General features: G+C 71.4%; 14 protein-coding genes, 3 rRNA genes and 1 pseudogene. 2 read left to right on the forward strand and 16 right to left on the reverse strand.

Annotation, left to right across the window (positions count from 1 at the left end):
* Positions 1 to 10: 10 nt before the first annotated feature.
* The 12 genes and pseudogenes from pstA to EDD39_RS04575 form a co-directional block, all read right to left on the reverse strand.
* Positions 11 to 1,084 (reverse strand): phosphate ABC transporter permease PstA, encoded by a 1,074-nt coding sequence (pstA, locus tag EDD39_RS04515; RefSeq protein WP_123553485.1) that lies wholly within the window; start codon positions 1,082 to 1,084, stop codon positions 11 to 13.
* A complete protein-coding gene (gene pstC / locus EDD39_RS04520; RefSeq protein ID WP_123553487.1) occupies positions 1,081 to 2,064 on the reverse strand; it encodes a phosphate ABC transporter permease subunit PstC in 984 nt (327 codons plus the stop codon). Before pstC ends, pstA begins: the two co-directional genes overlap by 4 nt.
* A gap of 172 nt (positions 2,065 to 2,236) precedes the next feature.
* On the reverse strand, positions 2,237 to 3,373 hold the full coding sequence (pstS, locus tag EDD39_RS04525) for a phosphate ABC transporter substrate-binding protein PstS (RefSeq protein WP_123553489.1): 1,137 nt from the start codon (positions 3,371 to 3,373) through the stop codon (positions 2,237 to 2,239).
* Positions 3,374 to 3,629: 256 nt separating this feature from the next.
* Positions 3,630 to 4,136: an NUDIX hydrolase gene (locus EDD39_RS04530; RefSeq protein WP_198544947.1), complete on the reverse strand. Its 507-nt coding sequence runs from the start codon at positions 4,134 to 4,136 to the stop codon at positions 3,630 to 3,632.
* Between the two features lie 38 nt (positions 4,137 to 4,174).
* On the reverse strand, positions 4,175 to 5,251 hold the full coding sequence (locus EDD39_RS04535; protein ID WP_123553491.1) for a CHAD domain-containing protein: 1,077 nt from the start codon (positions 5,249 to 5,251) through the stop codon (positions 4,175 to 4,177).
* A gap of 91 nt (positions 5,252 to 5,342) precedes the next feature.
* Positions 5,343 to 7,817 carry an RNA degradosome polyphosphate kinase gene (locus EDD39_RS04540; protein ID WP_123553494.1) on the reverse strand — a complete coding sequence of 825 codons (2,475 nt, stop codon included), beginning with the start codon at positions 7,815 to 7,817 and terminating at the stop codon, positions 5,343 to 5,345.
* Positions 7,818 to 8,102: 285 nt separating this feature from the next.
* Positions 8,103 to 9,023 carry a mycothiol synthase gene (mshD, locus tag EDD39_RS04545; RefSeq protein ID WP_123553496.1) on the reverse strand — a complete coding sequence of 307 codons (921 nt, stop codon included), beginning with the start codon at positions 9,021 to 9,023 and terminating at the stop codon, positions 8,103 to 8,105.
* A gap of 143 nt (positions 9,024 to 9,166) precedes the next feature.
* A 5S ribosomal RNA gene (gene rrf, locus EDD39_RS04550) occupies positions 9,167 to 9,283 on the reverse strand.
* Between the two features lie 83 nt (positions 9,284 to 9,366).
* Positions 9,367 to 12,473 (reverse strand): 23S ribosomal RNA (locus tag EDD39_RS04555).
* Between the two features lie 281 nt (positions 12,474 to 12,754).
* Positions 12,755 to 14,271: ribosomal RNA gene (locus EDD39_RS04560) — 16S ribosomal RNA — on the reverse strand.
* Together the 16S, 23S and 5S rRNA genes form the textbook arrangement of a ribosomal RNA operon.
* A 535-nt stretch (positions 14,272 to 14,806) precedes the next feature.
* Positions 14,807 to 16,030 (reverse strand): annotated as a pseudogene (locus tag EDD39_RS04570) (PP2C family protein-serine/threonine phosphatase); the annotation flags it as partial.
* 239 nt (positions 16,031 to 16,269) lie between these two features.
* Positions 16,270 to 17,607: an NAD(P)/FAD-dependent oxidoreductase gene (locus tag EDD39_RS04575; RefSeq protein ID WP_244257106.1), complete on the reverse strand. Its 1,338-nt coding sequence runs from the start codon at positions 17,605 to 17,607 to the stop codon at positions 16,270 to 16,272.
* 935 nt (positions 17,608 to 18,542) lie between these two features.
* Between EDD39_RS04575 and EDD39_RS04580 the strand changes: the two genes are divergently transcribed.
* Both EDD39_RS04580 and EDD39_RS04585 read left to right on the forward strand, forming a co-directional pair.
* Positions 18,543 to 19,337: a TetR/AcrR family transcriptional regulator gene (locus EDD39_RS04580; RefSeq protein WP_123553502.1), complete on the forward strand. Its 795-nt coding sequence runs from the start codon at positions 18,543 to 18,545 to the stop codon at positions 19,335 to 19,337.
* 330 nt (positions 19,338 to 19,667) lie between these two features.
* Entirely contained in the window at positions 19,668 to 21,638 is a 1,971-nt protein-coding gene (locus EDD39_RS04585) for a sigma-70 family RNA polymerase sigma factor (protein ID WP_244256599.1), read from the forward strand.
* Between the two features lie 34 nt (positions 21,639 to 21,672).
* Here the strand turns inward: EDD39_RS04585 and EDD39_RS39280 are convergent, their stop codons facing one another.
* The 4 genes from EDD39_RS39280 to EDD39_RS04605 form a co-directional block, all read right to left on the reverse strand.
* Entirely contained in the window at positions 21,673 to 22,131 is a 459-nt protein-coding gene (locus EDD39_RS39280) for a hypothetical protein (protein ID WP_162869941.1), read from the reverse strand.
* A 148-nt stretch (positions 22,132 to 22,279) separates the two neighbouring features.
* Positions 22,280 to 22,975 (reverse strand): DsbA family oxidoreductase, encoded by a 696-nt coding sequence (locus EDD39_RS04595; RefSeq protein ID WP_123553506.1) that lies wholly within the window; start codon positions 22,973 to 22,975, stop codon positions 22,280 to 22,282.
* Between the two features lie 150 nt (positions 22,976 to 23,125).
* A complete protein-coding gene (locus tag EDD39_RS04600) occupies positions 23,126 to 23,623 on the reverse strand; it encodes a universal stress protein (RefSeq protein WP_123553508.1) in 498 nt (165 codons plus the stop codon).
* 79 nt (positions 23,624 to 23,702) lie between these two features.
* On the reverse strand, positions 23,703 to 25,790 hold the full coding sequence (locus tag EDD39_RS04605) for an asparagine synthase-related protein (protein ID WP_123553510.1): 2,088 nt from the start codon (positions 25,788 to 25,790) through the stop codon (positions 23,703 to 23,705).
* Positions 25,791 to 26,206: the final 416 nt, after the last annotated feature.

Consider the following 26,206-nt stretch of genomic DNA (forward strand, 5'->3'; position numbering starts at 1 on the left):
TCAGTCGGTGTCAGTGCCCGCCCTTGGGCGAGCGCCAGCGCGCGATGCCCCGGGCGATGAGGTTGAGACCCATCACGAAGGCGATCAACACGAGGGCGGCGCCCCAGGCGCGCTGGTAGCCGAAGTCGTTGTTGATCTGCGAGTACTGCTGCCAGATGTAGAGCGGCAGCGACTGCTGCGGTCCGTTGAACGGGTCGCTGTTGATGAAGTCGGCGCCGAACACCAGCATCATCACGGGGGCGGTCTCACCGGTGATGCGGGCGACCGCCAGCATCACACCGGTGGTGATGCCACCGACGGCCGTGGGCAGGACGATCCGCAGGATGGTCTTCCAGCGCGGCACACCGAGCGCGTACGAGGCCTCGCGCAGCTCGTTCGGGACGAGCTTGAGCATTTCCTCGGTGGAGCGGACCACGACCGGCATCATCAGGATGGCCAGCGCGAGGCTGCCCGAGAAGCCGGAGTACTCGAAGCCCAGCGCGATGTTCCAGAGCGAGAGGACGAACAGGCCGGCGACGACCGACGGGATGCCGGTCATGACGTCGACGAAGAAGGTGACCGCCTTGGCGAGCCGGCCGCGGCCGTACTCCACCAGGTAGACGGCGGTGAGCAGGCCGATCGGCGCGGCGATCAGGGTGGCCAGCAGGACCTGCTCGATGGTGCCGATGATGGCGTGGTAGATGCCGCCGTCCGGGCTGAGGGTGGCGACGACGCCCTTCATCGAGTGGGTGAGGAAGTCGCCGTTGATCGCTCCGATGCCCTGCTGGACGGTGTAGGCCGTCAGCGAGACCAGCGGGACGACGGCGCAGATGAAGGAGACCCAGACCAGCGAGGTGGCGAACCGGTCCTTGGCCTGGCGGCGGCCCTCGACCGAGGCCGAGACGGCGTAGCCGGCCAGGACGAACAGCAGCGCGGAGATCAGGCCCCACTGGATGTGGCTCTTGAGCCCGGCGGCGGCGCCGATGCCGCAGCCCACCGCGATCGAGGCGGCGGCGATGCCGGCCGGCGCCCAGCGGGGCAGCCGGGCCGCGGTCAGCCGGTGGCTGAGCCGCGGGGTGGTGTCGGAGACGGTAGCGGTACTCACGCGGCGGCCCCCGAGTACTCCTTGCGACGGGCGATGATCATGCGGGCCGCGCCGTTCACCAGCAGGGTGATGACGAACAGGACCAGGCCGGAGGCCATCAGGGCGTCCCGGCCCAGCGGCTGGGCCTCGTTGAACTTGAGCGCGATGTTCTGCGCGAAGGTGCCGCCGCCCGGGTCGAGCAGGTGCAGCGACAGCTTGCTGCTGGTGGACAGCACGGTGGCGACCGCGATGGTCTCGCCGAGCGCGCGGCCCAGGCCGAGCATCGACGCGGAGATGATGCCGGGGCGGCCGAACGGCAGCACCGCGGTGCGGATGGTCTCCCAGCGGGTCGCGCCGAGCGCGAGCGCCGCCTCCTCGTGCATCCGCGGGACCTGCCGGAACACCTCGCGGGTGACCGCGGTGATGATCGGCAGCACCATGATCGCCAGCAGGATGCCGACGGTGAACAGGTTGCGCGCCGGGACGCCCGCGGTGGACTGGCCGAAGATGTACGTCCAGCCCAGGTACTGGTCCATCCAGCTGGTCAGGCCGTCCATGTGCGGGACCAGGAACAGCACGCCCCACAGGCCGTAGACGATGGACGGGACGGCGGCCAGCAGGTCCACCAGGTAGGCGAACGGCTGGGCGATCCGGCGCGGCGCGTAGTGCGAGATGAACAGCGCGATGCCGACCGAGACCGGGACCGCGATGGCCATCGCGATCAGCGCGCTGACCAGGGTGCCGAAGGTGAGCACGGCGATGCCGAACACCGGCTTCGCGGCGTCCGGGGTCCACTCGAAGGTGGTGAGGAAGTTGCCCTCGTTCTTGCCCAGGGCGAGGGCGGAGCGGTAGGCGAGGAAGCCTGCGATGGCGGCCATGATGACCAGCAGCAGGATGCCCGAGCCGCGGGAGAGGTTGAAGAACAGGCTGTCACCGCGGCGGCTGTCGCCCCGGCTCCGTCGAACCCGTCCCCGCGCGTCGGCGGGGGGTGCAGAAGTCATGGTCGTTTACTCCGGTCTGGCGGCGCTGCCCCGCGGAGGGCGGCACCTTGGCGGCGGTGCCCCGGACGTTCTCGTGGTGGGTGGTGCGTGCTGCGTGCCGACGGGTGCCCCGGCCGGGCGGCCCCTCCCCCTCCTTCGGGGGCCGCCCGGCCGGTCGTCGTCCGGCCCCGGATCAGGCCAGGGCGTCGATCTGGGTCTTGACCTTGGTGGCGAGCTCGGCCGGCAGCGGCACGTAGCCGACGGCGCCGATGGCCTGCTGGCCGGCGTCGCTGACGATGTAGTTCAGGAAGGACTTCAGGACCGGCAGGCTGTCGGCCTTGTTGCCCTTGTCGCAGACGATCTCGTAGGTGACCAGGGTGATCGGGTAGTTGCCCTCGGCCTTGGTCGCGTAGTCGATGTCCAGCGCCAGGTCGGCACCGGTGCCGACGACCTTGGCGGAGGCCAGGGTGGCGGCGGCGTTGGCGGCGGTGGCCTCGACCGGCTTGGAGGCGCCGGTGTTGATCGCGGCGCTGTTCAGCTTGTTGGTCTGGGCGTAGGAGAGCTCGACGTAGGAGATCGAGTTCTTGGTCTGCTTGACCAGGGCCGCGACACCGGCGGAGCCGTTCGCGGACTGGCCGCCCTGGCCCGCCCACGCCTTGGCGGCCGGGTACTTCCAGTTGCCGCCGCCGGCCTTGGCCAGGTAGCCGGTCAGGTTGGCGGTGGTGCCGGAGTCCTCCGAGCGGTGGATCGCCTGGATCGGGGCGTCCGGCAGGGTCACGCCCGGGTTCAGCGCGGTGATCGCCGGGTCGTTCCACTTGGTGATCTGCGAGTCGAAGATCTTCGCCAGGGTCGGGCCGTCCACGACGAGCTTGTCGACGCCGTCGACGTTGAAGACGATCGAGACCAGGCCGGCCACCATCGGGAGGTCGATGGCCTGGCCGCCGGTGCAGACCGCCTTGGAGGCGTCGACCTCGGCGGGCTTCAAGGCGGAGTCGGAACCCGCGAAGGCGATCTTGCCCTGGTTGAACTGGGTGACACCGGCGCCGGAACCGCCACCGGAGTAGGTCAGGGTCGCGCTGGAGCAGGCGGCGCTGTAGGCGGCCTTCCAGACGTCGATGGCCGGAGACTGCGCGGTCGAGCCCGCGCCCAGCAGCTGGCCGCCCTTGTCGGCGCACGCGATCTTGGCGGTGGTCGCTCCGCCCGAGGCCGAGGCGCCCGAGGAGGACTTGCCGGTGTTGTCGTCCGTGCCGCAAGCCGAGAGCGACAGCGTGGAGACGAGCGCGACGGCACCGATGGCGAGGGCCTTGGAGCGGCCGTTCCGCAGGTTCACTGGGTGTCCCTTTCTGAGGCAATGCCGGTCTCGGAACGACCGGTTTTGCTGTGGTCCGGGGCCCTTTCGGCCCTCCGGTAACCCAGAAGTTAGGCAGGACAGGTGACGCGTCAGCCGGTCGCAAATGAACGGGGAGTGAACCTCGAAGGGACGTCAGGAAACTGCGGCCGGTAGTAACGGTTGCGTCACGGTGCGGGCGCGGGCAGATCACCCGTGCGACCTGTGCGAACCACCCGGGCCCGTCCCGGCCCCCCGGTCAGCCGAGCAGCAGCTCCAGCAGCGCGTCCACCAGCACCCGGTCGCGCGGGTGCGTCAGCCGCTCCTTGGCCCGCTTCGGCGGCAGCCACTCCAGCCGGTCCACCTCCCGGTTGGGCCGGAACGCGCCACCCGTCGGCACCGCCGACCAGTACCGGACCTCCTTCGGCCGGCCGTGCGCCAGGTAGTGCTGCACCGGCAGCTCCGGGCCCAGCACGCAGCGCATCCCGGTCTCCTCCCGCACCTCGCGCAGCGCCGCCGCCCGCCAGCCCTCCCCCGGGTCCAGCTTCCCCTTCGGCAGGCTCCAGTCGTCGTACTTGGGCCGGTGCACCAGCGCGATCCGCGGCTTCTTCCGCCCCTTGCCGCCCTTCTTCGGCGGCCCCGGCACCCAGAGCACCGCCCCCGCCGCCAGCACCGTCGAACGGGGGCCCGCCGCCGGCCGGCGGTCGGTGCGGGAACCGCCCGACCGCGCCGGGGCACGGTCGGGCGCCGAGGAGCGATCGGGCATCTGCGGCACGCGGTCCATCCGGGCGGGGAACGAGGGTCTCAGTCCGACAGCGCCGCCACCGGACCGACCAGCCCGGGCGCCACCCCCGGCCACTGGCGCCCGAAAGCGTACCGGGCCGACTCCACCTCCAGCCGCTGATCGGCGTGCACCACGCCCAGCACGTACGCCGTCGCCGGGGTGATCCGCGGCGTGCGCGCCGCCGTCGCCACCGTCGCCGCCGCGTCCGACGCCTCCTGGTGGCGCGCCAGCACCCCGTCCAGCTCGGCCAGCCCGTCGCCCGGCGCCCCGCACACCTCCAGCGCGTACCGGGCCCGCTTCACCAGGATCCGGGCCCGCAGCCACGGCTCGTCGTCCGCCGCCAGCGCCGCGTCCGCGTCCGCCGGGGTGCGCGCCGCCGGCACCCCGCCCGGCTCCGCCTCCCCGGCCGGGGGGCCCAGCCGGTGCAGCCCCGCCCCGCCGTACGCCTGCGCCGCCCGCTGCCACGGCAGCCGCTCGCCCGCGCCCAGCAGCGCCGCCAGCGCCGCCCCGGTCTGCGGCAGCAGCGCCGCCACCGGCTCCGCGGCCACCGGCGCCACCAGCGGCACGTCCCCGGCCAGCAGCGTCATCCGGTCGGCCAGCGCGTGCAGCCGGGCCGAGCGCAGTTCCTGCAGCAGCGCCGTGTGCGCCCGGGTCCGGGCCAGCGTCAACTGCCGTTCCAGCAGCGCCCGGGCCTTCGGCGCGCCCGCGTGCCCGGCCAGCATGCCCGCCCCGTCCGGGGAGGTGTCGGCCAGCGAGTCCAGCGCGCCCAGCAGCCGCACCGCCCGCCGCTGGTAGCCCGGCTCCTGGGCGAGCAGGTTGAGCAGCCAGCGCAGCTCGGTGCGCGACTCCTGCGCCCACTCGGCCTCGAACGCCGCCGCGAAGGTGTGCAGCGCCCCGCCGATCCGGCGCACCGCGCGCAGCAGGTCGTCCGCCGCCTGCGCCGACGCCGGGAGCGCCCCCGGTCTCGACCCCGCCTCGCCGACCACCTGCGGCAGGGCGCGCAGGAACGCGCCCGCCTGGACGGTCAGGTAGCCGGCAAGGACCTCCCCGGCGGTCGCGGCGCGCGCCACCGGGGCCGTCGTCGGCGCATCGGTCATGGCTGTGGCTCTCCCCGATTTCCTCCCTGGGCCTGCCCCAGGGGTGCAGTCCGCCCGCGCCGGGACGCTCCCGGCGCGGGCGGGTTGCCGCTCAGCGCGCGGCGGCGGAGCCGCGGTTGCGGCGGCGCGAGTCGATCAGCAGGTCCTGGACGTGGCGCAGCGGCCGGCCCTCGGCGTCCTGGGCGTGCCTGGTCCAGGTGCCGTCGGCGCCCAGGTGCCAGGAGTCGGTCTCGTCCGAGACGCCCAGGTCCAGCAGCCCGTTCAGCTCGGCCCGGTGCGCCGGGTCGGTGACCCGCACCAGCGCCTCGATCCGGCGGTCCAGGTTGCGGTGCATCATGTCGGCGCTGCCGATCCACACCTCCGGGTCGCCGCCGTTGCCGAACACGAACACCCGCGAGTGCTCCAGGAAGCGCCCCAGTATCGACCGCACCCGGACGTTCTCGCTCAGCCCCGGCACGCCCGGCCGGATCGCGCAGATGCCGCGCACCCACACGTCCACCGGCACCCCGGCCTGCGAGGCCCGGTACAGCGCGTCGATCACCACCTCGTCGACGATCGAGTTGACCTTGACCTTGACGAAGGCCGGCCGCCCGGCCCGGTGGTGCGCGATCTCCCCGTTGATCCGCGCCACCAGCCCGTCCCGCAGCCCGCGCGGCGCGGTCAGCAGCCGCCGGTAGGACTCGCGCCGCGAGTACCCCGACAGCCGGTTGAACAGGTCGCTCAGGTCCGCGCCGACCTGCGGGTCGGCCGTCAGCAGGCCCAGGTCCTCGTACAGCCGGGCCGTCTTCGGGTGGTAGTTGCCCGTGCCGACGTGCGAGTACCGGCGCAGCGTGTCGCCCTCCTGCCGGACCACCAGCGACAGCTTGCAGTGCGTCTTCAGCCCGACCAGGCCGTACACCACGTGGCAGCCGGACTCCTCCAGCTTCCGGGCCCACTTGATGTTCGCCTGCTCGTCGAACCGGGCCTTGATCTCCACCAGCACCAGCACCTGCTTGCCGGACTCCGCCGCGTCGATCAGCGCGTCCACGATCGGCGAGTCGCCGGAGGTCCGGTACAGCGTCTGCTTGATCGCCAGCACGTGCGGGTCCGCGGCGGCCTGCTCCAGGAACGCCTGCACCGAGGTGGAGAACGAGTCGTACGGGTGGTGCAGCAGCACGTCCCGCTCGCGCATCGCCCCGAAGATGTCCGGCAGCGTCGCCGACTCCACGTCGGTCAGCCCGCGCGCCGTGCCCGCCACGAACTTCGGGTACCGCAGCTCCGGCCGGTCCAGGTCGGCGATCCCGAACAGCCCGGTCAGGTCCAGCGGCCCGGGCAGCGGGAAGACCTCCGCCTCGGTGATGTTCAGCTCCCGCACCAGCAGGTCCAGGATGTACGGGTCGATCGACTCCTCGACCTCCAGCCGCACCGGCGGGCCGAACCGGCGCCGCATCAGCTCCTTCTCCAGCGCCTTCAGGATGTTCTCGGTGTCGTCCTCCTCCACCTCCAGGTCCTCGTTGCGGGTGACCCGGAACGCGTGGTGGGCGAGCACCTCCATCCCCGGGAACAGCTCCTCCAGGTGCGCCCCCATCACATCCTCCAGCGGCACGTACCGCTGCGGCGACGCCTCCAGGAACCTCGACAGCGACTGCGGGACCTTCACCCGGGCGAAGTGCTTGTGCCCCGACACCGGGTTGCGCACCACCACCGCCAGGTTCAGCGACAGTCCCGATATGTACGGGAACGGGTGCGCCGGGTCGACCGCCAGCGGCGTCAGCACCGGGAAGATCTGCTGCCGGAACAGCGTGTGCAGCCGGGCCTGCTCGGTCTCCGCCAGGTCCGGCCAGCGCACCAGCTCGATGCCCTCGGCCGCCAGGTCCGGCAGCACCTCCTGCTGGAAGGTCGCCGCGTGACGCGCCATCAACTCGCGCGAACGCCGCCAGATCAGGTCCAGCACCTCGCGCGGCTGCAGACCGGACGCCGAGCGCTGCGCCACCCCGGTGGCGATCCGGCGCTTCAGGCCGGCCACCCGCACCATGAAGAACTCGTCCAGGTTGGACGCGAAGATCGCCAGGAACTTGGCCCGCTCCAGCAACGGGATGTTCGGGTCCTCCGCGAGCTCCAGCACCCGCTCGTTGAACGCCAGCCAGCTGCGCTCGCGGTCCAGGAACCGGCCCTGCGGCAACTCCGCCTCCTCCGCGCCCCGCCCGTCGGGCGAACCCGCGGCACCCGCCGGGAAGGCCGCCGACACCGCGGCGGGCAACGCCGTCGCCGCCCGCACCGGCTCGGCCTTGGCGTCCGCCTGCTGCCCGGCCTTCTGCTCGGTTTTCTGCCCGGTTTTCTGCTCCGCCCGGGCCTCGGTCCCGGGCGCCGCCCCGGGCTCCGCGTCGGACGCCGCCTTGGCGTCGGCGGACCGGGCCTTGGCGCGCGCCGACACCGCACGCGGCTTGGCGTCCTTGGCCGCCGTGCCGGCGGCGTCCTTGCCGGAAGCCGCGGACCTGGACCTCACACCCGACCGCGCGGCCGGCTTCTGCTCACTGCTGCGCTCGGCCGGATCGGCCGAGTCGGAGACGGGGCGGGGGATGCTCATCGGTTCCAGCTCCTCCTGCAGGACGCGGCCCGGACGGGACGAAGGGCATGACTCCGCAAGCTGCTCGTCCTCGTCGACCCACGTCCACCCGCCCGGGGAAGCCGGAATCCGGCCGGACGGGCGGGGCGTGGAGCGGTGACGCGGACGCGGCAATACGGACGACATTCTGTGATCTTCGCGGCGCCAATTGAATCCACGGTAAACACCGCATGGCCAGGAGGAAAGCTGAGTCCGTCACCCCCGTGGCTGCGGGCGGACGCTCCCTTCCGCCCGCGTCCGCGCAGCTCAGCGGGCCCCGGACGGCTCCCACCGGTACATCAGGTCCACCTCGTGGACGGTGAACCCGAGTCGCTCGTACACCCGGACGGCGGCCGCGTTGTCCGCGTCCACGTACAGCATCACCGTCGACAGGCCGCGATCCAGCAGCAGGTGCCGCAGACCCACCGCCGTCAACGCCCTCCCCAGGCCATTACCCTGCTCCGCCGGATCCACCCCCACCACGTACACCTCGCCCAGCCCGTCCGGCTGGGTCTTGGTCCAGTGGAAGCCCACCAGCCGGCCGTCCCGCTCCGCCAGGAAGAAGCCCTTCGGGTCGAACCACGGCTCGGCGATCCGCTCCGCCAGGTCCTGCTCCGTCCACGAGCCCTGCTCCGGGTGGTGGGCGAAGGCCAGCGCGTTCAACGCCAGCCAGGCCGCCTCGTCCCGGCCCGGCTCGAACGTCCGCAACTCCACGCCCGCCGGCAGCGGCACCGCGTCCGGAGCCGCCGCGGTACGCCGCATCTGCCGCAGCTCGCGCACCAGCACCGCGCCGTGCGCCTCCGCCAGGTGCCGGGCCGCCGGGAGGCCGCCGTGCGCCCAGAAGTCCAGCCCGCCCGCGCCCTCGGCCAGCACCGCGTCCACCAGCTCACCGCCCAGGCCCCGGCCGCGCTCGGCCGGAGCCACCGTCAGCTCCACCGTCCCCGGCCGCTCGCCCTCCAACTGCGCGTAACCGACCACCGCACCGTCCACCGACTGCACCAGGTGCCGCACGCCCTCGCGCGGACTGTCCGGCCGGATCCGCAACCGCCCGGCCTCCGACACCGCCTCCCGCCCGTCCGCCCGGGCCGCCGCCGCCAGCAGCTCCCGCACCGCCCCGGCCCGCTCCTCCGTCAGCACCTCGACCCGCTCGATCCGACCCGCGCCTGACGTGTTCTCAGAAGTCCGCATACCGGCGAGCCTACGTTCTCCGCCCCGCTTCCAGCAGAGCGCCGGAGGCGGGGCTGGGGCGGGCCGGCGGCTGCGCCTCCAGCCTCCCCGGGAACGCGAAAAAGCCCCCTGACTTCCCGTCAGGGGGCTTTCCCACAATGATTGTTCGGCGGCGTCCTACTCTCCCACAGGGTCCCCCCTGCAGTACCATCGGCGCTGTGAGGCTTAGCTTCCGGGTTCGGAATGTAACCGGGCGTTTCCCTCACGCTATGACCACCGAAACACTATGAAACTGTGTACCGCCCGGCCGGATCCCTCCGGCGGGGGTCGTTGTTTCAGAACAACACAGTGGACGCGAGCAACTGAGGACAAGCCCTCGGCCTATTAGTACCGGTCAACTCCACCCCTCACAGGGCTTCCATATCCGGCCTATCAACCCAGTCGTCTACTGGGAGCCTTACCCTCTCAAGGAGGTGGGAGTGCTCATCTCGAAGCAGGCTTCCCGCTTAGATGCTTTCAGCGGTTATCCCTCCCGAACGTAGCCAACCAGCCATGCCCTTGGCAGGACAACTGGCACACCAGAGGTTCGTCCGTCCCGGTCCTCTCGTACTAGGGACAGCCCTTCTCAACACTCCTACGCGCACAGCGGATAGGGACCGAACTGTCTCACGACGTTCTAAACCCAGCTCGCGTACCGCTTTAATGGGCGAACAGCCCAACCCTTGGGACCTACTCCAGCCCCAGGATGCGACGAGCCGACATCGAGGTGCCAAACCATCCCGTCGATATGGACTCTTGGGGAAGATCAGCCTGTTATCCCCGGGGTACCTTTTATCCGTTGAGCGACGGCGCTTCCACAAGCCACCGCCGGATCACTAGTCCCTACTTTCGTACCTGCTCGACCCGTCAGTCTCACAGTCAAGCTCCCTTGTGCACTTACACTCAACACCTGATTGCCAACCAGGCTGAGGGAACCTTTGGGCGCCTCCGTTACCCTTTAGGAGGCAACCGCCCCAGTTAAACTACCCACCAGACACTGTCCCTGATCCGGATCACGGACCCAGGTTAGACATCCAGCACGACCAGAGTGGTATTTCAACGGCGACTCCACAACAACTGGCGTTGCTGCTTCACAGTCTCCCACCTATCCTACACAAGCCGAACCGAACACCAATATCAAGCTATAGTAAAGGTCCCGGGGTCTTTCCGTCCTGCTGCGCGAAACGAGCATCTTTACTCGTAATGCAATTTCACCGGGCCTGTGGTTGAGACAGTCGAGAAGTCGTTACGCCATTCGTGCAGGTCGGAACTTACCCGACAAGGAATTTCGCTACCTTAGGATGGTTATAGTTACCACCGCCGTTTACTGGCGCTTAAGTTCTCAGCTTCGCCCGACCGAAATCGGACTAACCGGTCCCCTTAACGTTCCAGCACCGGGCAGGCGTCAGTCCGTATACATCGCCTTACGGCTTCGCACGGACCTGTGTTTTTAGTAAACAGTCGCTTCTCGCTGGTCTCTGCGGCCACCACCAGCTCGGGGAGCAAGTCCCGTCACCAGCAATGGCCCCCCTTCTCCCGAAGTTACGGGGGCATTTTGCCGAGTTCCTTAACCACAGTTCACCCGAACGCCTCGGTATTCTCTACCTGACCACCTGAGTCGGTTTGGGGTACGGGCCGCCATGAAACTCGCTAGAGGCTTTTCTCGACAGCATAGGATCATCCACTTCACCACAATCGGCTCGGCATCAGGTCTCAGACACGTGTTGCGCGGATTTGCCTACGCAACGTCCTACACCCTTACCCCGGGACTACCACCGCCCGGGCTGGACTACCTTCCTGCGTCACCCCATCGCTCACCTACTACCCCGTTGGGTCACCGGCTCCACCACGTCCCTTTGTCCGAAGACTCCGGGCCGGCTTCACGGGCTTAGCATCAAGAGGTTCGACGTTGGCGCTTCAAAGCGGGTACGGGAATATCAACCCGTTGTCCATCGACTACGCCTGTCGGCCTCGCCTTAGGTCCCGACTTACCCTGGGCAGATCAGCTTGACCCAGGAACCCTTGGTCAATCGGCGCAAGAGTTTCCCACTCTTGTATCGCTACTCATGCCTGCATTCTCACTCGTGAACCGTCCACAACTCGATTCCTCGGCTGCTTCACCCGGCACACGACGCTCCCCTACCCATCACAGCAGGCGTTGGCCCTTCATGCTGCAATGACACGACTTCGGTGGTGTGCTTGAGCCCCGCTACATTGTCGGCGCGGAATCACTTGACCAGTGAGCTATTACGCACTCTTTCAAGGGTGGCTGCTTCTAAGCCAACCTCCTGGTTGTCTCTGCGACTCCACATCCTTTCCCACTTAGCACACGCTTAGGGACCTTAGTCGGTGTTCTGGGCTGTTTCCCTCTCGACCATGGAGCTTATCCCCCACAGTCTCACTGCCGCGCTCTCACTTACCGGCATTCGGAGTTTGGCTAAGGTCAGTAACCCGGTAAGGCCCATCGCCTATCCAGTGCTCTACCTCCGGCAAGAAACACGCGACGCTGCACCTAAATGCATTTCGGGGAGAACCAGCTATCACGGAGTTTGATTGGCCTTTCACCCCTAACCACAGGTCATCCCCCAGGTTTTCAACCCTGGTGGGTTCGGTCCTCCACACGGTCTTACCCGCGCTTCAACCTGCCCATGGCTAGATCACTCCGCTTCGGGTCTTGGGCATGCAACTATGGGCGCCCTATTCGGACTCGCTTTCGCTACGGCTACCCCACACGGGTTAACCTCGCTACACACCGCAAACTCGCAGGCTCATTCTTCAAAAGGCACGCAGTCACAGCCCGAAGGCTGCCCCCACGGCTTGTAGGCACACGGTTTCAGGTACTATTTCACTCCGCTCCCGCGGTACTTTTCACCATTCCCTCACGGTACTATCCGCTATCGGTCACCAGGGAATATTTAGGCTTAGCGGGTGGTCCCGCCAGATTCACACGGGATTTCTCGGGCCCCGTGCTACTTGGGAGAAGCTCAAGCGAGCCGTACAGATTTCGTCTACGGGGGTCTTACCCTCTACGCCGGACCTTTCGCATGTCCTTCGACTACCCATACGGTTTCTGACTCGCCCAGCCGCCGGCAGACGACTGAAGAACTTTCCCACAACCCCGTCGCGGCAACCCCTGCCGGGTCTCACACCACAACGGTTTGGCCTCATCCGGTTTCGCTCGCCACTACTCCCGGAATCACGGTTGTTTTCTCTTCCTGCGGGTACTGAGATGTTTCACTTCCCCGCGTTCCCTCCACGCACCCTATGTGTTCAGATGCGGGTGACAGCCCATGACGACTGCCGGGTTTCCCCATTCGGACACCCCCGGATCAAAGCTCGGTTGACAGCTCCCCGGGGCCTATCGCGGCCTCCCACGTCCTTCATCGGTTCCTGGTGCCAAGGCATCCACCGTGCGCCCTTAAAAACTTGGCCACAGATGCTCGCGTCCACTGTGCAGTTCTCAAACAACGACCAGACACCCAAACCCGACACCCCCAACAGGAGCGCCCGGCATGAGGCCGGCATCCATGAGAAAACGATCACTCGTTCCCTCAGGACCCAACAACGTGCCCGACACACCAAGCTGTCCCTGTCTTCCACGCCCCCGAGGGGGCAGTACTGGCAGATCCATACCGTGTGTGCCGAATAGTCAACGTTCCACCCATGAGCTAGCACTCCGGGACATTCGCCCGAAGCTGCCGTGTGCTCCTTAGAAAGGAGGTGATCCAGCCGCACCTTCCGGTACGGCTACCTTGTTACGACTTCGTCCCAATCGCTGGTCCCACCTTCGACGGCTCCTCCCCTTACGGGTTAGGCCACCGGCTTCGGGTGTTACCGACTTTCGTGACGTGACGGGCGGTGTGTACAAGGCCCGGGAACGTATTCACCGCAGCATGCTGATCTGCGATTACTAGCAACTCCAACTTCATGGGGTCGAGTTGCAGACCCCAATCCGAACTGAGACCGGCTTTTTGGGATTCGCTCCGCCTCGCGGCATCGCAGCCCTTTGTACCGGCCATTGTAGCACGTGTGCAGCCCAAGACATAAGGGGCATGATGATTTGACGTCGTCCCCACCTTCCTCCGAGTTGACCCCGGCAGTCTCCTGTGAGTCCCCGACATTACTCGCTGGCAACACAGAACAAGGGTTGCGCTCGTTGCGGGACTTAACCCAACATCTCACGACACGAGCTGACGACAACCATGCACCACCTGTACACCGACCACAAGGGGGCGCCCATCTCTGGACGTTTCCGGTGTATGTCAAGCCTTGGTAAGGTTCTTCGCGTTGCGTCGAATTAAGCCACATGCTCCGCTGCTTGTGCGGGCCCCCGTCAATTCCTTTGAGTTTTAGCCTTGCGGCCGTACTCCCCAGGCGGGGAACTTAATGCGTTAGCTGCGGCACCGACGACGTGGAATGTCGCCAACACCTAGTTCCCAACGTTTACGGCGTGGACTACCAGGGTATCTAATCCTGTTCGCTCCCCACGCTTTCGCTCCTCAGCGTCAGTAATGGCCCAGAGATCCGCCTTCGCCACCGGTGTTCCTCCTGATATCTGCGCATTTCACCGCTACACCAGGAATTCCGATCTCCCCTACCACACTCCAGCCTGCCCGTATCGAATGCAGACCCGGGGTTGAGCCCCGGGCTTTCACATCCGACGCGACAGGCCGCCTACGAGCTCTTTACGCCCAATAATTCCGGACAACGCTCGCACCCTACGTATTACCGCGGCTGCTGGCACGTAGTTAGCCGGTGCTTCTTCTGCAGGTACCGTCACTTGCGCTTCTTCCCTGCTGAAAGAGGTTTACAACCCGAAGGCCGTCATCCCTCACGCGGCGTCGCTGCATCAGGCTTTCGCCCATTGTGCAATATTCCCCACTGCTGCCTCCCGTAGGAGTCTGGGCCGTGTCTCAGTCCCAGTGTGGCCGGTCGCCCTCTCAGGCCGGCTACCCGTCGTCGCCTTGGTGGGCCGTTACCCCACCAACAAGCTGATAGGCCGCGGGATCATCCTGAACCGCCGGAGCTTTCCACCGGCCCCCATGCGGGAGACGGTCGTATCCGGTATTAGACCTCGTTTCCAAGGCTTGTCCCAGAGTTCAGGGCAGATTCCCCACGTGCTACTCACCCGTTCGCCACTGATCCACCCCGAAGGGCTTCACCGTTCGACTTGCATGTGTTAAGCACGCCGCCAGCGTTCGTCCTGAGCCAGGATCAAACTCTCCGTGAATGCTTCCACGAAAGAGCGGCACAGCAGCCACCGGAATAAGGCGGCCCTGCGCACTGCGTCCTCGCTAGTGTTTTACTTCAAAAGGAATCTCCAACCCCGACGAGATGTCGAGGCCGGGGATGTCAACATATCTGGCGTTGACTTTTGGCACGCTGTTGAGTTCTCAAGGAACGGACACTTCCTTCGGACCGCATCCCTGCGGACCCTCCGGGCGCTTCGTTCTTTCGTGTTTCCAGCTTATCAGATCCGAGCTTGTGCTCTTTCCCGACTCGCTTTCGTCTTCTGCGGCTTGACGCCCCGTCCGACGTTTCAAACTCTAGCCGATCCCCGCTCCTGAAAGCGAATCGGCCGCAATCTCCGGAAAAGCACACGCCGAAATACGAACGGGGACGCGAAAGAGACGCGACCCGTCACGGATCATCGAACTGGTTTCTCAAGGGATTGGCCGCCCCGGGACCGTCCACGCAGATACGTGCTCGGTGCTCCCTGTCAGGCAACTCGAAGAACTCTACACACCCGGAAGCTCGGGATCAAGTGGCACCTGGAAGACCAGGACCGCGACGTCGTCGTCGTGCTCGGCGGTGACGCCGAGGGCGCGCAGGAGGCGGGAGCAGACGGTGTCGGGGGTGCCGACGGGGCCGGTGAGGGTGTGGGCGAGGTGGTCGATGCCCTGGTCGATGTCCTGGTCCCGGCGTTCGACCAGGCCGTCGGTGTAGAGGACGCCGGTGGTGCCGGGGAGGAGGCGGAGGGTGTGGGAGAGGTGGCCGGCGCCACCGGTGCCGAGGGGTGGGCCGTTCTGTTCCTCGCCGCGCAGGACGGTGCCGTCGGGGCCGCGGAGGAGGAGGGGGAGGTGGCCGGCGGAGGCGTAGAGGAGGGTGGTGGTGGTCGGGTCCCAGACCGCGTAGGTGCAGGTGGCGATCTGGTTGGCGTCGATCTCCATGGCGAGGCCGTCGAGGAGGGTCATCACCTCGTGCGGGGGGAGGTCGAGGCGGGCGTAGGCGCGGACGGCGGTGCGGAGCTGGCCCATGACGGCGGCGGCGCGCAGGCCGCGGCCCATGACGTCGCCGATGACGAGGGCGGTGCGGCCGCCGCCGAGGCCGATGACGTCGTACCAGTCGCCGCCGACCGCGGCGTCGGCTCCGCCGGGTTGGTAGGTGGCGGCGACGTGGAGGGTGTCGGGCTGTTCGAGTTTCTGCGGGAGGAGGCTGTGCTGGAGGGTGACGGCGGCTTCGCGTTGGCGGCGTTCGGCTTCGCGGAGACGGCCGGCGGACTGGACCTGGTCGGTGACCTCGGTGGCGAAGACGAGGACGCCGGCGGGGGTGGCGTGCTCGTCGGGGCCGAGCGGGACGCAGGCGATGTTGTAGTAGCGGTTGCCGCCGAGGCCGAGGATGCAGCGGGACTTCACGCTGCGGGGCCGTCCACTGCGCAGGACCTGGTCGAGCAGCGGGAGGACGCCGAGGGTGGCGAGTTCGGGGAGGGACTCGGCGGCGGGGCGGCCGGGAGTGCGGGGGCCGAACAGGTCGCGGTAGGCCCGGTTGGCGTAGCCGAGTTGGTGCCGGGGGCCGTGGGTGAGGGCGACGGGGGCGGGCAGGCGGCGCAGGACGTCGCGGAGGTCGTAGGGCTGTTCGGTGTCGCGGGGGTCGGGGCAGGGGGTGGCCGGGTCGCGCGGGGCGGGCACGGTGACGGGTTCGTCCGCGGTGGCGGGGGTGACCCGCCAGGCGGCTCCGGTGAGCCGGGCGCTCCAGCGCATGAGGTTCAACGTTGGCCGCTTCCTCGGGGACTGATGGGGGGTGGTGCCCGTCGGGCGGCTGCAGTGTGATGATCACAATTCGTGTGCACAGCCGCACTCGCCGTAATGGTCCGTCGGGGTCGATCCTGTCAGGCTCCGGCGCGATTCCGGAAGTCGCGCCCCCGGTACGGCGCGTTTCGGGAGGTACGCGCCGGGGTGCACTCCTGTGCGACGGGTGAGAGGACGGGCAAAAGGGGGAGAGGGAGGCGTCAGGTGCCGGGGCCGGTGGTGAAACCGGACTCGAACTCGGCCCGGGGGTGCTCGATGGTGCCCAGGGCGACCACCTCGCGCTGGAAGAGACCACCGAACAGCCAGTCCATCAGCACCCGGATCCGGCGCTCCCGGGTCGGCAGGCGGCGCAGCTGGCGGGCCCGGTGCAGCCACCAGGCGCGGCGGCCGGTGAGCCGGGTGCCGCGGCGGGTGTGGGCGACGGCGCGGTGCAGGCCGAGCGAGGTGGAGCAGGCGGGGTGGTCGGAGCGGTAGGTGGCGAGCGGGCGGCCGTCCAGTTCGGCGGCCAGGTTCTCGGCGAGCAACTTGGCCTGGGCGAGGGCGTGTTGGGCGTTGGGGGCGCACGGTTCGCCGGTGTGGTCGGGGACGGCGGCGCAGTCGCCGGCGGCCCAGGCGTCGGGCAGCGGGAGGCCGTCGGGGGTGGCGATCCGCAGGGTGGGCAGGCAGGTGATCCGGCCGGTGGCGTCGAGCGGGAGGTCGGTGAGGGAGAGCACCGGGGCGGGGCGGATGCCGGCCGTCCAGACCAGGGTGCGGGCGGCGAAGCGGCTGCCGTCGGAGAGCAGCATGAGCTGGTCGGTGGCGGATTCCAGGGTGGTGGAGAGCCGGACGTCGATGTTGCGTTCGCGCAGTTCGGCGAGGGTGTGGACGGCGAGTTCGGGGGTCTCCTCGCCGAGGATGCGGTCCTTGGCCTCGACCAGGACCCAGCGCAGGTCGTCGGCGTCGATGTTGTGGTAGCCCCTGGTGGCGGTGCGGGCCATGTCCTCCAGCTCGGCGAGCGCGCCGACGCCCGCGTAGCCGGCGCCGACGAAGACGAACGTCAGTGCGGCGTGGCGCAGTTCGGGGTCGCGGGTGGAGGAGGCCAGGTCGAGCTGCTCCAGCACGTGGTTGCGCAGGGCCACCGCCTCGCCGACGGTGGCGAAGCCCATGCCGTGCTCGGCGAGGCCGGGGACGGGGGCGGTGCGGGAGACCGAGCCGGGGGCCATCACCAGGACGTCGTACGGGACTTCGGTGGGCAGTCGGAGTTCGCCGCGCGGGGCGGCGTCCACCCAGGCGGTGCGGGTCGCGTGGTCGATCCTGGTGACGCGGGCCGTCAGCACCCGGCAGCCGGGGAGCGCGGTGCGCAGCGGGACCACCACGTGGCGCGGGTCGATGGTGCCGGCGGCGACCTCGGCCAGCAGCGGCTGGAACGTCAGGTAGGGCTGCGGTTCGACGATCGTCAGCTCGATCCGACCGTCCTTCAGCCGGTCGCGCAGCAGCTGCTGGAGGCGCAGCGCGGAGCTCAGTCCGGCGCAGCCGCCGCCGATGATCAGGACTCGAATGGGGCACCTCCGGCCGGCCCTGGTGCTGTGACCCGTTTCACGTTCCCCCTATGACGCACCCGGCGGAGGTGTCTTGTCCACAGTCAGGGCCGGATCGGTCCGAATCCGGCCGGGAAAGCTGCCGCGGCCGGTGACGGTCCGGGCCGTGTCGGCCGGGGAGGTGATGGGGGTCGGCCTTCTTGGCCCCGTCACGGTGGTCCCAGTGGTCGGAGTGCGAGGCGGGACTCGGCTCGGGTCCGGGGGCGACGGCGAGGTGGGGTTGTCCCCGAGGTTTCTGCTCGCCGGGTCCTGGGCGGCCCCCAGTCCGTGCGCGTCCACGAGGCGCCCGCCGACGTGGCCTCCAGCCCCTCCGAAGAATCCGTTTCTCCCGGTCCCCCGGTGTCGGTTGCCGCATCATGCCGCCCATGTGCTCGGCGATGTGTGGTTGTTGTGCGAGTTCGTCGATCACGCTGGCGAGGAACGGTCGCCGGGGAGGCGGGAACGTGCACGTTCGATCGTTCGGGCGGGTGGTCGGGGGTCCCGTGGGCGGGATTCTTCCAGCTGACTGTTCGTCAAGTTATGGCAAAGGAAGGCGTATCGGGGTGAAAGGGTGCGGGCGCGGGCCGGATGCTCGGTTGTGATTCGTCTCACGTGGGGCGGCGGGTGGTGCGTGCGGGGGTTTGTCCGCACGTGGCGACCGGGTCGGGGCGGTTCGGGGTGGGGAGTGGTCCACTTCTGCGGCGAACTTCCTTGAACTATGGTCGGATTGTGCTTCGGACCGCCGATGGTGCCGGTCCGTTCGTCCTGGACCTGGTGGCGTCGACGCGACTGCACGGGAGCCATCCGGGGAAGGTAGTGCGCGGGCGTCGGGCCACGGCCGGTGTCGGCAGCGCACACCAGGGGGCGCAGTAGCCGTTCGGGTACCCGGGACGGGGTGCCCCGGGGGAGGTTTTGGCATGTCTGAGCAGGATCAGGTGGCGGGGCGGGTGCCGGTGGCGTCGTTCGGGCGGGCCACGGTGGACGTGGTGCCGGAGCAGCGCGGGCCCGGTGAGCGGGAGCAGTACGCCTTCCCCTCCGGTGAGCGCCCGAACGAGGCCGGGCGCGGGGCGGGCTCGCGGTTGCGGGTGGACGCCCGGCGGAACCTGGAGAGCGTGCTGCGGGCCGCCCGCGAGGTGTTCGGCGAGCTCGGGTACGGGGCGCCGATGGAGGAGGTCGCCCGGCGGGCCGGGGTCGGCGTGGGCACCGTGTACCGGCGCTTCCCGAGCAAGGAGGTGCTGGTCCAGCGGATCGCCGCCGAGGAGGTGTCCTGGCTGACCGCGCAGGCCCGGGAGTCGCTGTACGGCGGGCTGACCGGTCCGTGGGACGCGCTGGCGGGCTTCCTGCAGCGGGCGGTGGCCTCGGGTGCGGGGCGGCTGCTGCCGCCGGAGGCGTTCCGGTACGCCGAGGAGATCGGCCGGGTGCCCGAGCAGCGCGGCACCGAGCTGCGGGCGTTCGGCGGTTCGCCGGTGGCCGAGGGCGAGCAGGGTGCCGATCCCCGGCTGCTGCTGCAGTTGCTGGCGGCGCTGGTGGCCCGGGCGGGTGCGGCCGGCGAGTTGCGGCCCGGGGTGACGGTGGCCGACGTGGTGCTGGTGCTGACGGCGGCGGTGCCGGTGCACGCCTCGGCGGCCGTCCCGGTCCGGGAGGGCGAGTCCGAGGGCGGGGCGGGCCACCGGCTGCTGCAGATCCTGTTGCAGGGCCTGCGCGCGGCCTGAACCCGGCCGGTCGGCGGGGTTCCGACGCACCGTGCGGGCGGCCGTCCGGCGGGGGCGGTCGGGGGAACACCGTTCGGGTGACGGACGGCCGCCGGGCCCGGGGGGCGCGCGGAACGCTCCGGGTACGCGCGGTGCTTGCGCGGTCGAGCTCCGAACACTTCCGCGAGCGGCGGCCCGGACGGGTGGGCCGGGGCCGACCCGGCTACCGGTGGTCGCCGCGCTATGCCATTCTTTGCCCGTGGTTGGAGCCATTGTCCCGTTGCACACCGTGACCGCCGTCGAATCCCAGGGGCGGCCCGCGCCGCGCCCCGCACGGCGGGACGGTGTCCGGTGAACCCAGACGAGCAGGGTGACGCAGGCGAGTTGGGCTCCGGCCTGGAGGCCCCCGGCCAGGTCCCGGACCAGGGCGGCAGCCCGGTCCACGAGTCGCTGACCGGCCGGGTGCCGGGCCAGGCGCCGGCCGGGCAGGGCGGGGTCGCACCCGAGGCGTTCATCGGCGAGGAGTTCCCGGCGCGCGCCGTCGTGCCCGCCCCCGCCGACCCGGTGGACGGTGAACGCCCGCCCTCCGACGCCGAGTTGACCGCCCGGGTGCGGGCCGGGGACGACGCCGCGTACGAGGAGATCTACCGCCGGCACGCGGACGCCGTCCGCCGCTACGCCCGGACCTGCTGCCGGGACAGCTTCACCGCGGAGGACCTGGCGGGCGAGGTGTTCGCCCGCACCCTGCAGGCGCTCAAGGCCGGCAAGGGCCCCGAGTTCGCGGTCCGGGCCTACCTGCTGACCGCAGTGCGCAACGTGGCCGCCGCCTGGGCCCGCTCCGACCGGCGCGAACAACTGGTCGACGACTTCACCGGGTTCGCCGAGACCTCCGCCGCCACCGTCGAGTTCGACCTCGCCGACCCGGGCGCGGACGCCTGGGCGCTGGCGCTGGCCGACCAGCGCATGGTGATGCGCGCGTACGCCGAACTGCCCGAGGACGACCGGGTGGTGCTCTGGCACACCGAGGTCGAGCGGGAGTCCCCCAAGACCGTCGCGGTGATGCTCGGCAAGACCGCCAACGCCACTGCCGTCCAGGCCCACCGGGCCCGCGACCGGCTGGCCGCCGCGTTCCTCCAGGCGCACGTGTCCGGCAGCCAGGAGTCGGGCTGCGCCGGGTACGCCAACCGGCTCGGTGCGTACGCCCGCGGCTCGCTGCGCAAGCGCGCCTCGGCGGAGGTCGGCCGGCACGTCCAGGACTGCACCCGCTGCACCGCCGCGTACCTGGAGCTGGCCGACATCAACCACGGGCTGCGGGCCGTGCTGCCCGGCGGTGCGCTGCTCTGGGTCGGCAGCGGCTGGTTCGCGGTGGCGGCCGCCGCGGTCGGCGGTGCCGCCGTCACCGGCGCGGCTGTCACCGGCGCGGCCGTGGGCGGAACGGCGGCCACTGCGGGGGCGACCGCGGGGGCGACCGGGGGTGCCGGTTCGTCCGGCGGTGGCGGGGCGGCGGCGGCCGGGGAGGGCCTCGGCACCGCCGCGAAGGCCGGTATCGCGGCCGGCATCGCCGTCGTCGCGGCGGCGGTCGCCGCGTTCGCGCTGACCGGTTCGCCGGAGCCCGCGCCGCCGGTGGCCGCGCCGCCGGTCACCGCCGCCCCGGAGACTCCGCCGCCGGCCCCGCGCCCGACGCCGTCCCCGACTCCCACTCCCACTCCCACGCCGACGCCCACCCCGACCCCGTCCCCCAAGCCGACGCCCACGCCCACCCCCACGCCCAGGCCGGCGCCGACTCCCACGCCGACCCCGCGCCAGGTGCCGCCGCCGTCCCCGACGCCCACCCCCACTCCCACTCCCACGCCGACGCCCACCCCGACCCCCACGCCGCCGGCGGCCCGCCAGTTCTGGCTGGACGAGGTGCCGCTCAACCGGGGCCACCGGGACGCCCGGTCGACGCCGACCATCCGCGGCGGCGGCCAGGTGCTGCAGCGGTCCTCGGCCTGGCTGCACGGCACCCGCTACCAGCACGTGCTGGCGGCCCGGGTGCCGTCCCGGGTGACCGTCGACCTGAACCGGCCCTGCCGGTCCTTCGACGCGGTCGCGGGGCTGGACGACTTCGGCGTCACGTACGGCGAGGTGGTCTTCTCGGTGCAGGGCGCCGACGGGGAGGTGCTGTGGAGCTCCCCCGAGCTGTCCGCGGGCGACCGCCCGGTGCCCGTGCACGTCCCGCTCGACGGTCAGTCGTCGATCCGGCTGGTGGTCACTCCGGTCCGCGGCTCGGTCCCGGTGATCGACCTGGCGGACTGGGCGCAGGCCCGGATCACCTGCTGACCCGGGCGGCGGGCGGTCGGCAGAGCCGGACGGGTCAGCCGAGCCGGGCGGTGAGGGCCTGCTGGCCGCGGGCGATCCAGCGCGCCGGCCAGCGCAGCAGCACGACGAGGGAGAGCGCCCAGCCGGCGGCGTGGACGGCCCAGACGCCCGCCATGGTGGGGCCGCCCCAGGCCTGGTGGTAGTCGGTGTGCAGGTACCAGATCGGGTAGCCGAAGTTGCGGACCGAGTTGAAGACCGCGTAGCCGAGCAGCAGCAGGGCGAACCCGTCCAGCGGCAGGCCGAGCAGCAGGCGGGCCAGTCGGCGGCCGGCGCCCGTCGGACCGGGCTGCAGGCGCTGCGCGGCCGCCGGGCGGCCGGTCAGCTGCAGCGCCAGCGCGGCCAGGCCGGCCGGCAGGGCCAGGCCCGCGCGGAGGGCGGGGGCGGCCGCGGCGGCGGCCCGGCGGGCGGGGGTGGTGGCGGTCCGGCGGCTGGTGGCGGGGACGGTCACGGCCATCTGCGGGCTCCTTCGGCGCTGCTCCTGCGGTGGACGACCCGTACCTTCCCGGACCGGGGCGGTACGGGGCGTCACACCGGGGAGCCGACCCGCCGTCATACCCGGGTACGACCCGCCCGGTCGGATCGCACCGGGTACGACCGCGCGGTCAGACCGCGCAGCTGCCGTCCTCGCAGGTGTCGGCGGCCGGGGCGAGCGGGGTGATCCGCTGGGCGGTCTCGGCCTCGACCTGGCGGAGCACCTGGAGGAAGGTCTCGGCCTCCTGGCCGCCCTGGACGGCCCACTTGCCCTCGAAGACGAAGGTGGGGACGGCGGTGACGCCGATCGCGCGGGCTTCGGCGAGGGCGGCGAGCGTCTCGTCCTCGCCCTCGCGGCCGGCCAGGTAGGCGGCGGCGCGGTCGCGGTCGATGCCGGTCTCGGCGGCGAGGTCGGCCAGCGCGTCGGGGTCGCCGACGTTCACGCCCTCGGAGAAGTGGGCCTTGAGCAGGCGCTCCTTGAGGGCGGCCTGGACGGCGGGGCCGTACTCGGTCTCGGCGAGGTGCAGCAGGCGGTGCGCGCGCAGGGTGTTGACCTCGAGCGCGGCGTCGAAGTCGTAGTCGATGCCGACGCTCCTGCCGACCTCGGTGATCCGGGCGTCCATGGCGAGGGACTGCGGCCCGTAGCGCTCGGCGAGCCACTCGCGGTGCGGGCGGGCCTGCTCGGGGGCGTCGGGGACGAGCTGGTAGGGGCGGTAGACCACCTCGACGCCGTCCTTGCCCTCGAACTGCCCGAGCGCCTGCTCGAAGCGCCGCTTGCCGACGTAGCACCAGGGGCAGGCGATGTCCGAGTAGATTTCGACCTTCATGGCGGGCGGGCTCCTGTCCGGCGGTTCGGTGGTACCGGGCGACCGGGGGCGGCCGTCCGACGGAAGGTGAACGCTCAACCATCCACGGACATTCCGGTCAGGCCGCCATCGGCCCCGGTCAGGCCCCTTCGGCTTCAGCCTCCTTCGGCTTCAGGCCCCTTCGGCGGGCGGTGCGGGGACGACCAGCACCGGGCAGGTGGCGTGGTGCACGGCGGCGGTGCTGACCGAGCCGAGCAGCAGCCGGCCGAAGCCGCCGTTCCCGCGGGTCCCGACGACCAGGGTGTGCCGCCCCTCGGCGGCCCGCAGCAGCACCTCGACGACGTTGCCGAGGACGACGTGCAGGGCGAGCCGGCCGGCGTACGGGCGGGTGCGGGCGGACTGGACGGTGGCGACGGCCCGGCGCAGGCCGTCCGCCATGCTCTCGGTCAGCCGCTCGACGCTCTCCTGGACCAGGTCGGCCATGCCGGGCGGGTAGCCGGTCGGCGAGGGGTTGACCACGGCCAGGACGTACAGCGGGAGGTGGTGCGCCTCGGCCTCGGTCATGGCGCGGTCGAGCGCCCAGAGCGCGGCGTCGGAGCCGTCGCAGCCGGTGAGGACCGCGGCGCCGGGCGGCGGCGCCTCGTGCTGCACGGGGAGGGTGGCGGTCATGGCGCGCGCTCCAGGGGCCGGGGTTCCCGACGCTATCGGGCGGGCGGGCGGCGGCGGCGCAGGCGCACCCCGGGCCGGGTCAGGTTTCCAGGGCGGTGCGGCGGGGGGCGGGCAGGCCGGTCCAGGAGGAGCCGGGGCGGCGGGCGGCCAGGCGGCGCAGCCAGAGTTCGGTGGCGACCAGGTCGGCGAGGGCGGCGAGGGTGCCGGGCGGGACGTGCTGGGCGGGGTCGGTGGCGGCGGCGAGGGTCTTGCGGGCGGCGGGGGCGTCGAGCAGTCCGGCTTCGGCGAGCAGCGGGCGGTCGAACAGGTCGGTGAGGGCGGGGGCGGCGGCGCGCAGGCCGCGGCGGGCCGGTTCGTGCGGGTCGGGGCCGGGGGCGCGGCCCCAGTCGGCGGGCAGGTCGGTGCGGCCGGCGCCGGCCAGCACGGCGGCGAGCAGGGCGTGCCGGGCGCCGGGCTGCAGGCGCAGGTCGTCGGGGAGCAGGCGGGCGGCGCGGACCACCTGGTTGTCCAGGAAGGGGGCGTGCAGGCGCTGGCCGTGCTGTTCGGTGGCGTGCACCAGGGTGCGGTAGTGGGCGGCGTGCCGGTGCAGGGCGAGGCGGGCGCGACGGGCGCCGGGGGCCTCGGTGGGGGCGCCGTCGCGGGCGGCGGTGCGCAGGTGCTGGGCGAGGGCGGCGAGCGGTTCGTCGGCGAGCAGGTGGGCGGCCGGGCCGGGCCGGTGCCAGGTGAGGTCGGCGGCCAGCGCGCGTCCCATCGTCCGCCCCGGCACGGGTTCCTGACGGAGCGTCAGTTTCAGGGCCAGGTCGTCGAGGGCGTCGGCGTAGCGGGCGCGGGCCAGTCGGCGGGCGGCGCGCAGCACGGTGACGGGGGTGTGCAGGGTGCCGGTGAGGGCGCCGGCGGTGGCGCGGTCGGCGCCGGCCAGGGCGGCGAGCGGGGCGAGCAGGTCGAGGGAGCGGCCGGAGCGGACCAGGTCGGCGAGCCGGGCGGGGTGGCCGTCGAGGACCTGGCGGGCGCCGTGGCCGGTGAGGTGGTCGGCGCCGCCGGCCCGGTGGGCGGCGGCGTACCGGGCGGCGTCCGCCAGGACCGGGCCGGGCTCGTCGGTGAGCGGCCCGGCCAGGGGGTCGGCGAGGTCGGCGTACGGGGCGGCGGGCGGGACGACCAGGTGGCGCAGGCGGGGGGCGTGGACGGCGAGGGCGAGTCCGTCGTGGTCGCCGAGGGTGACGGCGGGGACGGTCTCGGGTTCGGGCGGTTCGGCGCGGCGGGCCCAGGAGCCCTTGACGGCGCCGGTGCGGGCGGCGGGCCGTTCGGGTCCGGCGCCCGCGCCGGGGCCGCCGGGCGGCAGCGGGACGGCGGCGGCGAGCAGGGCGACGGTGGCGGAGGCGGTGCCGTAGGAGAGGTCGACGCCGAGCCGGGGCCGGTCGGCGGGCCCGGTGGCGCGGACCCGGCAGCGGACGGCCTCCAGCAGGGCGCGGGTGAGTTCGCGGACGGCGGGGGCCTCGGCGCCGCCCGGCTCGGCGGGCTGGTCGTCGTACGGGGTGCGGTCGGCGCGCCCGCCGCGGATGCCGAGCGCGTGCCCGGGCGGGACGCGGCGCACGCCCCGGTAGGGGGTGCGGTCGCCGAGCGTCTCGGGGGTCTCGGGGGTGGCGAGCCGGGCGGCCAGGTGGGCGGCGTCGACGGGGGCGCCGACCAGGTCGGCGAGCGGGAGGGCGGCGGTGGCGTAGGCGGTGCCGCCGGCGAACGGGGTGTGGAAGCCGGGCTGGGCGCCGGACAGGTCGGGCAGCAGCACGGTGGAGCGGGTGCCGGTGCGCAGCACGACGGTGTAGCTGCCGGGCCAGTGGGTGAGGTGGCGCAGCGCGCCGCCGCGGGCGGCGGCCAGGCCGTCGGCGATCTCGCGGTCGGTGGCGCCGCAGCGGCCGGCGACGGCGAGGCGCAGGGTGGCGGGGGTGTCCCGGTCGGCGCTGTCGGCGGGGTCGTGCGGGTCGAGGCCGCCGCGGACGGTGGCGGGGCCGCCGGGCCGGAGCACGGCGAGGCGCAGTTCGTCGGGGCGCCAGTCGCCGACCGCCCAGAGCGGGTTGGGGCCGCCCCAGAGCAGGGTGCCGGCGATCGGGCGGACCGCGGCGAGGGTCGGGTCGGCGGCGGTCAGGCCGCTCCAGCCGGTGAGCCACCGCATCGCGCCTCCACCTGTGGTGCTGCGGCGCGCGACGAACCACCGGGCGGACGTACGGGGTTGGCGCGCCGTCAGGAGACATCGTGCCACCGATGGGGCGGGTGAGCGCCGGGCTTGCCGGGAGGAGGGCGCACGGACCGGGCCTCCCCCTCCGGGGCCCGGTCCGTGCGGGTCTCGAACTCCCGTCCGGCGCACGGGCGGTGGCGGGGCGCGGCGGGGCGGAGGAGGGCCGGGTCCGCCGCGGTCCGGCCGAAGTTGGCCGAAAGCCGTCGCACGGACCGGGAGGGCATCCGCATGCCCTCCCGGACGCGCAGCTGCCCGCGGGGAATTGAGGCAGCGTTTCCCCCGGCCCGCCGGGTCCTCGACGGCGGGCCGATCCACAGGCTTTAGCGAATCGCCCACCTGCCGCTGCGGCCAGG

It is taken from the genome of Kitasatospora cineracea (genome assembly GCF_003751605.1).
GTDB lineage: Bacteria > Actinomycetota > Actinomycetes > Streptomycetales > Streptomycetaceae > Kitasatospora > Kitasatospora cineracea.

Excerpts from the sequence above, each read along its gene's own strand:
- EDD39_RS04595 (WP_123553506.1), bottom strand. The coding sequence starts at position 22,975 with ATGAAGGTCGAAATCTACTCGGACATCGCCTGCCCCTGGTGCTACGTC.
- EDD39_RS04605 (WP_123553510.1), bottom strand. The coding sequence starts at position 25,790 with ATGCGGTGGCTCACCGGCTGGAGCGGCCTGACCGCCGCCGACCCGACC.
- EDD39_RS04530 (WP_198544947.1), bottom strand. The coding sequence starts at position 4,136 with ATGCCCGATCGCTCCTCGGCGCCCGACCGTGCCCCGGCGCGGTCGGGC.
- EDD39_RS04540 (WP_123553494.1), bottom strand. The coding sequence starts at position 7,817 with ATGAGCATCCCCCGCCCCGTCTCCGACTCGGCCGATCCGGCCGAGCGC.
- EDD39_RS04580 (WP_123553502.1), top strand. The coding sequence starts at position 18,543 with ATGTCTGAGCAGGATCAGGTGGCGGGGCGGGTGCCGGTGGCGTCGTTC.
- EDD39_RS04535 (WP_123553491.1), bottom strand. The coding sequence starts at position 5,251 with ATGACCGATGCGCCGACGACGGCCCCGGTGGCGCGCGCCGCGACCGCC.
- pstC (WP_123553487.1), bottom strand. The coding sequence starts at position 2,064 with ATGACTTCTGCACCCCCCGCCGACGCGCGGGGACGGGTTCGACGGAGC.
- EDD39_RS04600 (WP_123553508.1), bottom strand. The coding sequence starts at position 23,623 with ATGACCGCCACCCTCCCCGTGCAGCACGAGGCGCCGCCGCCCGGCGCC.
- mshD (WP_123553496.1), bottom strand. The coding sequence starts at position 9,023 with ATGCGGACTTCTGAGAACACGTCAGGCGCGGGTCGGATCGAGCGGGTC.
- EDD39_RS39280 (WP_162869941.1), bottom strand. The coding sequence starts at position 22,131 with ATGGCCGTGACCGTCCCCGCCACCAGCCGCCGGACCGCCACCACCCCC.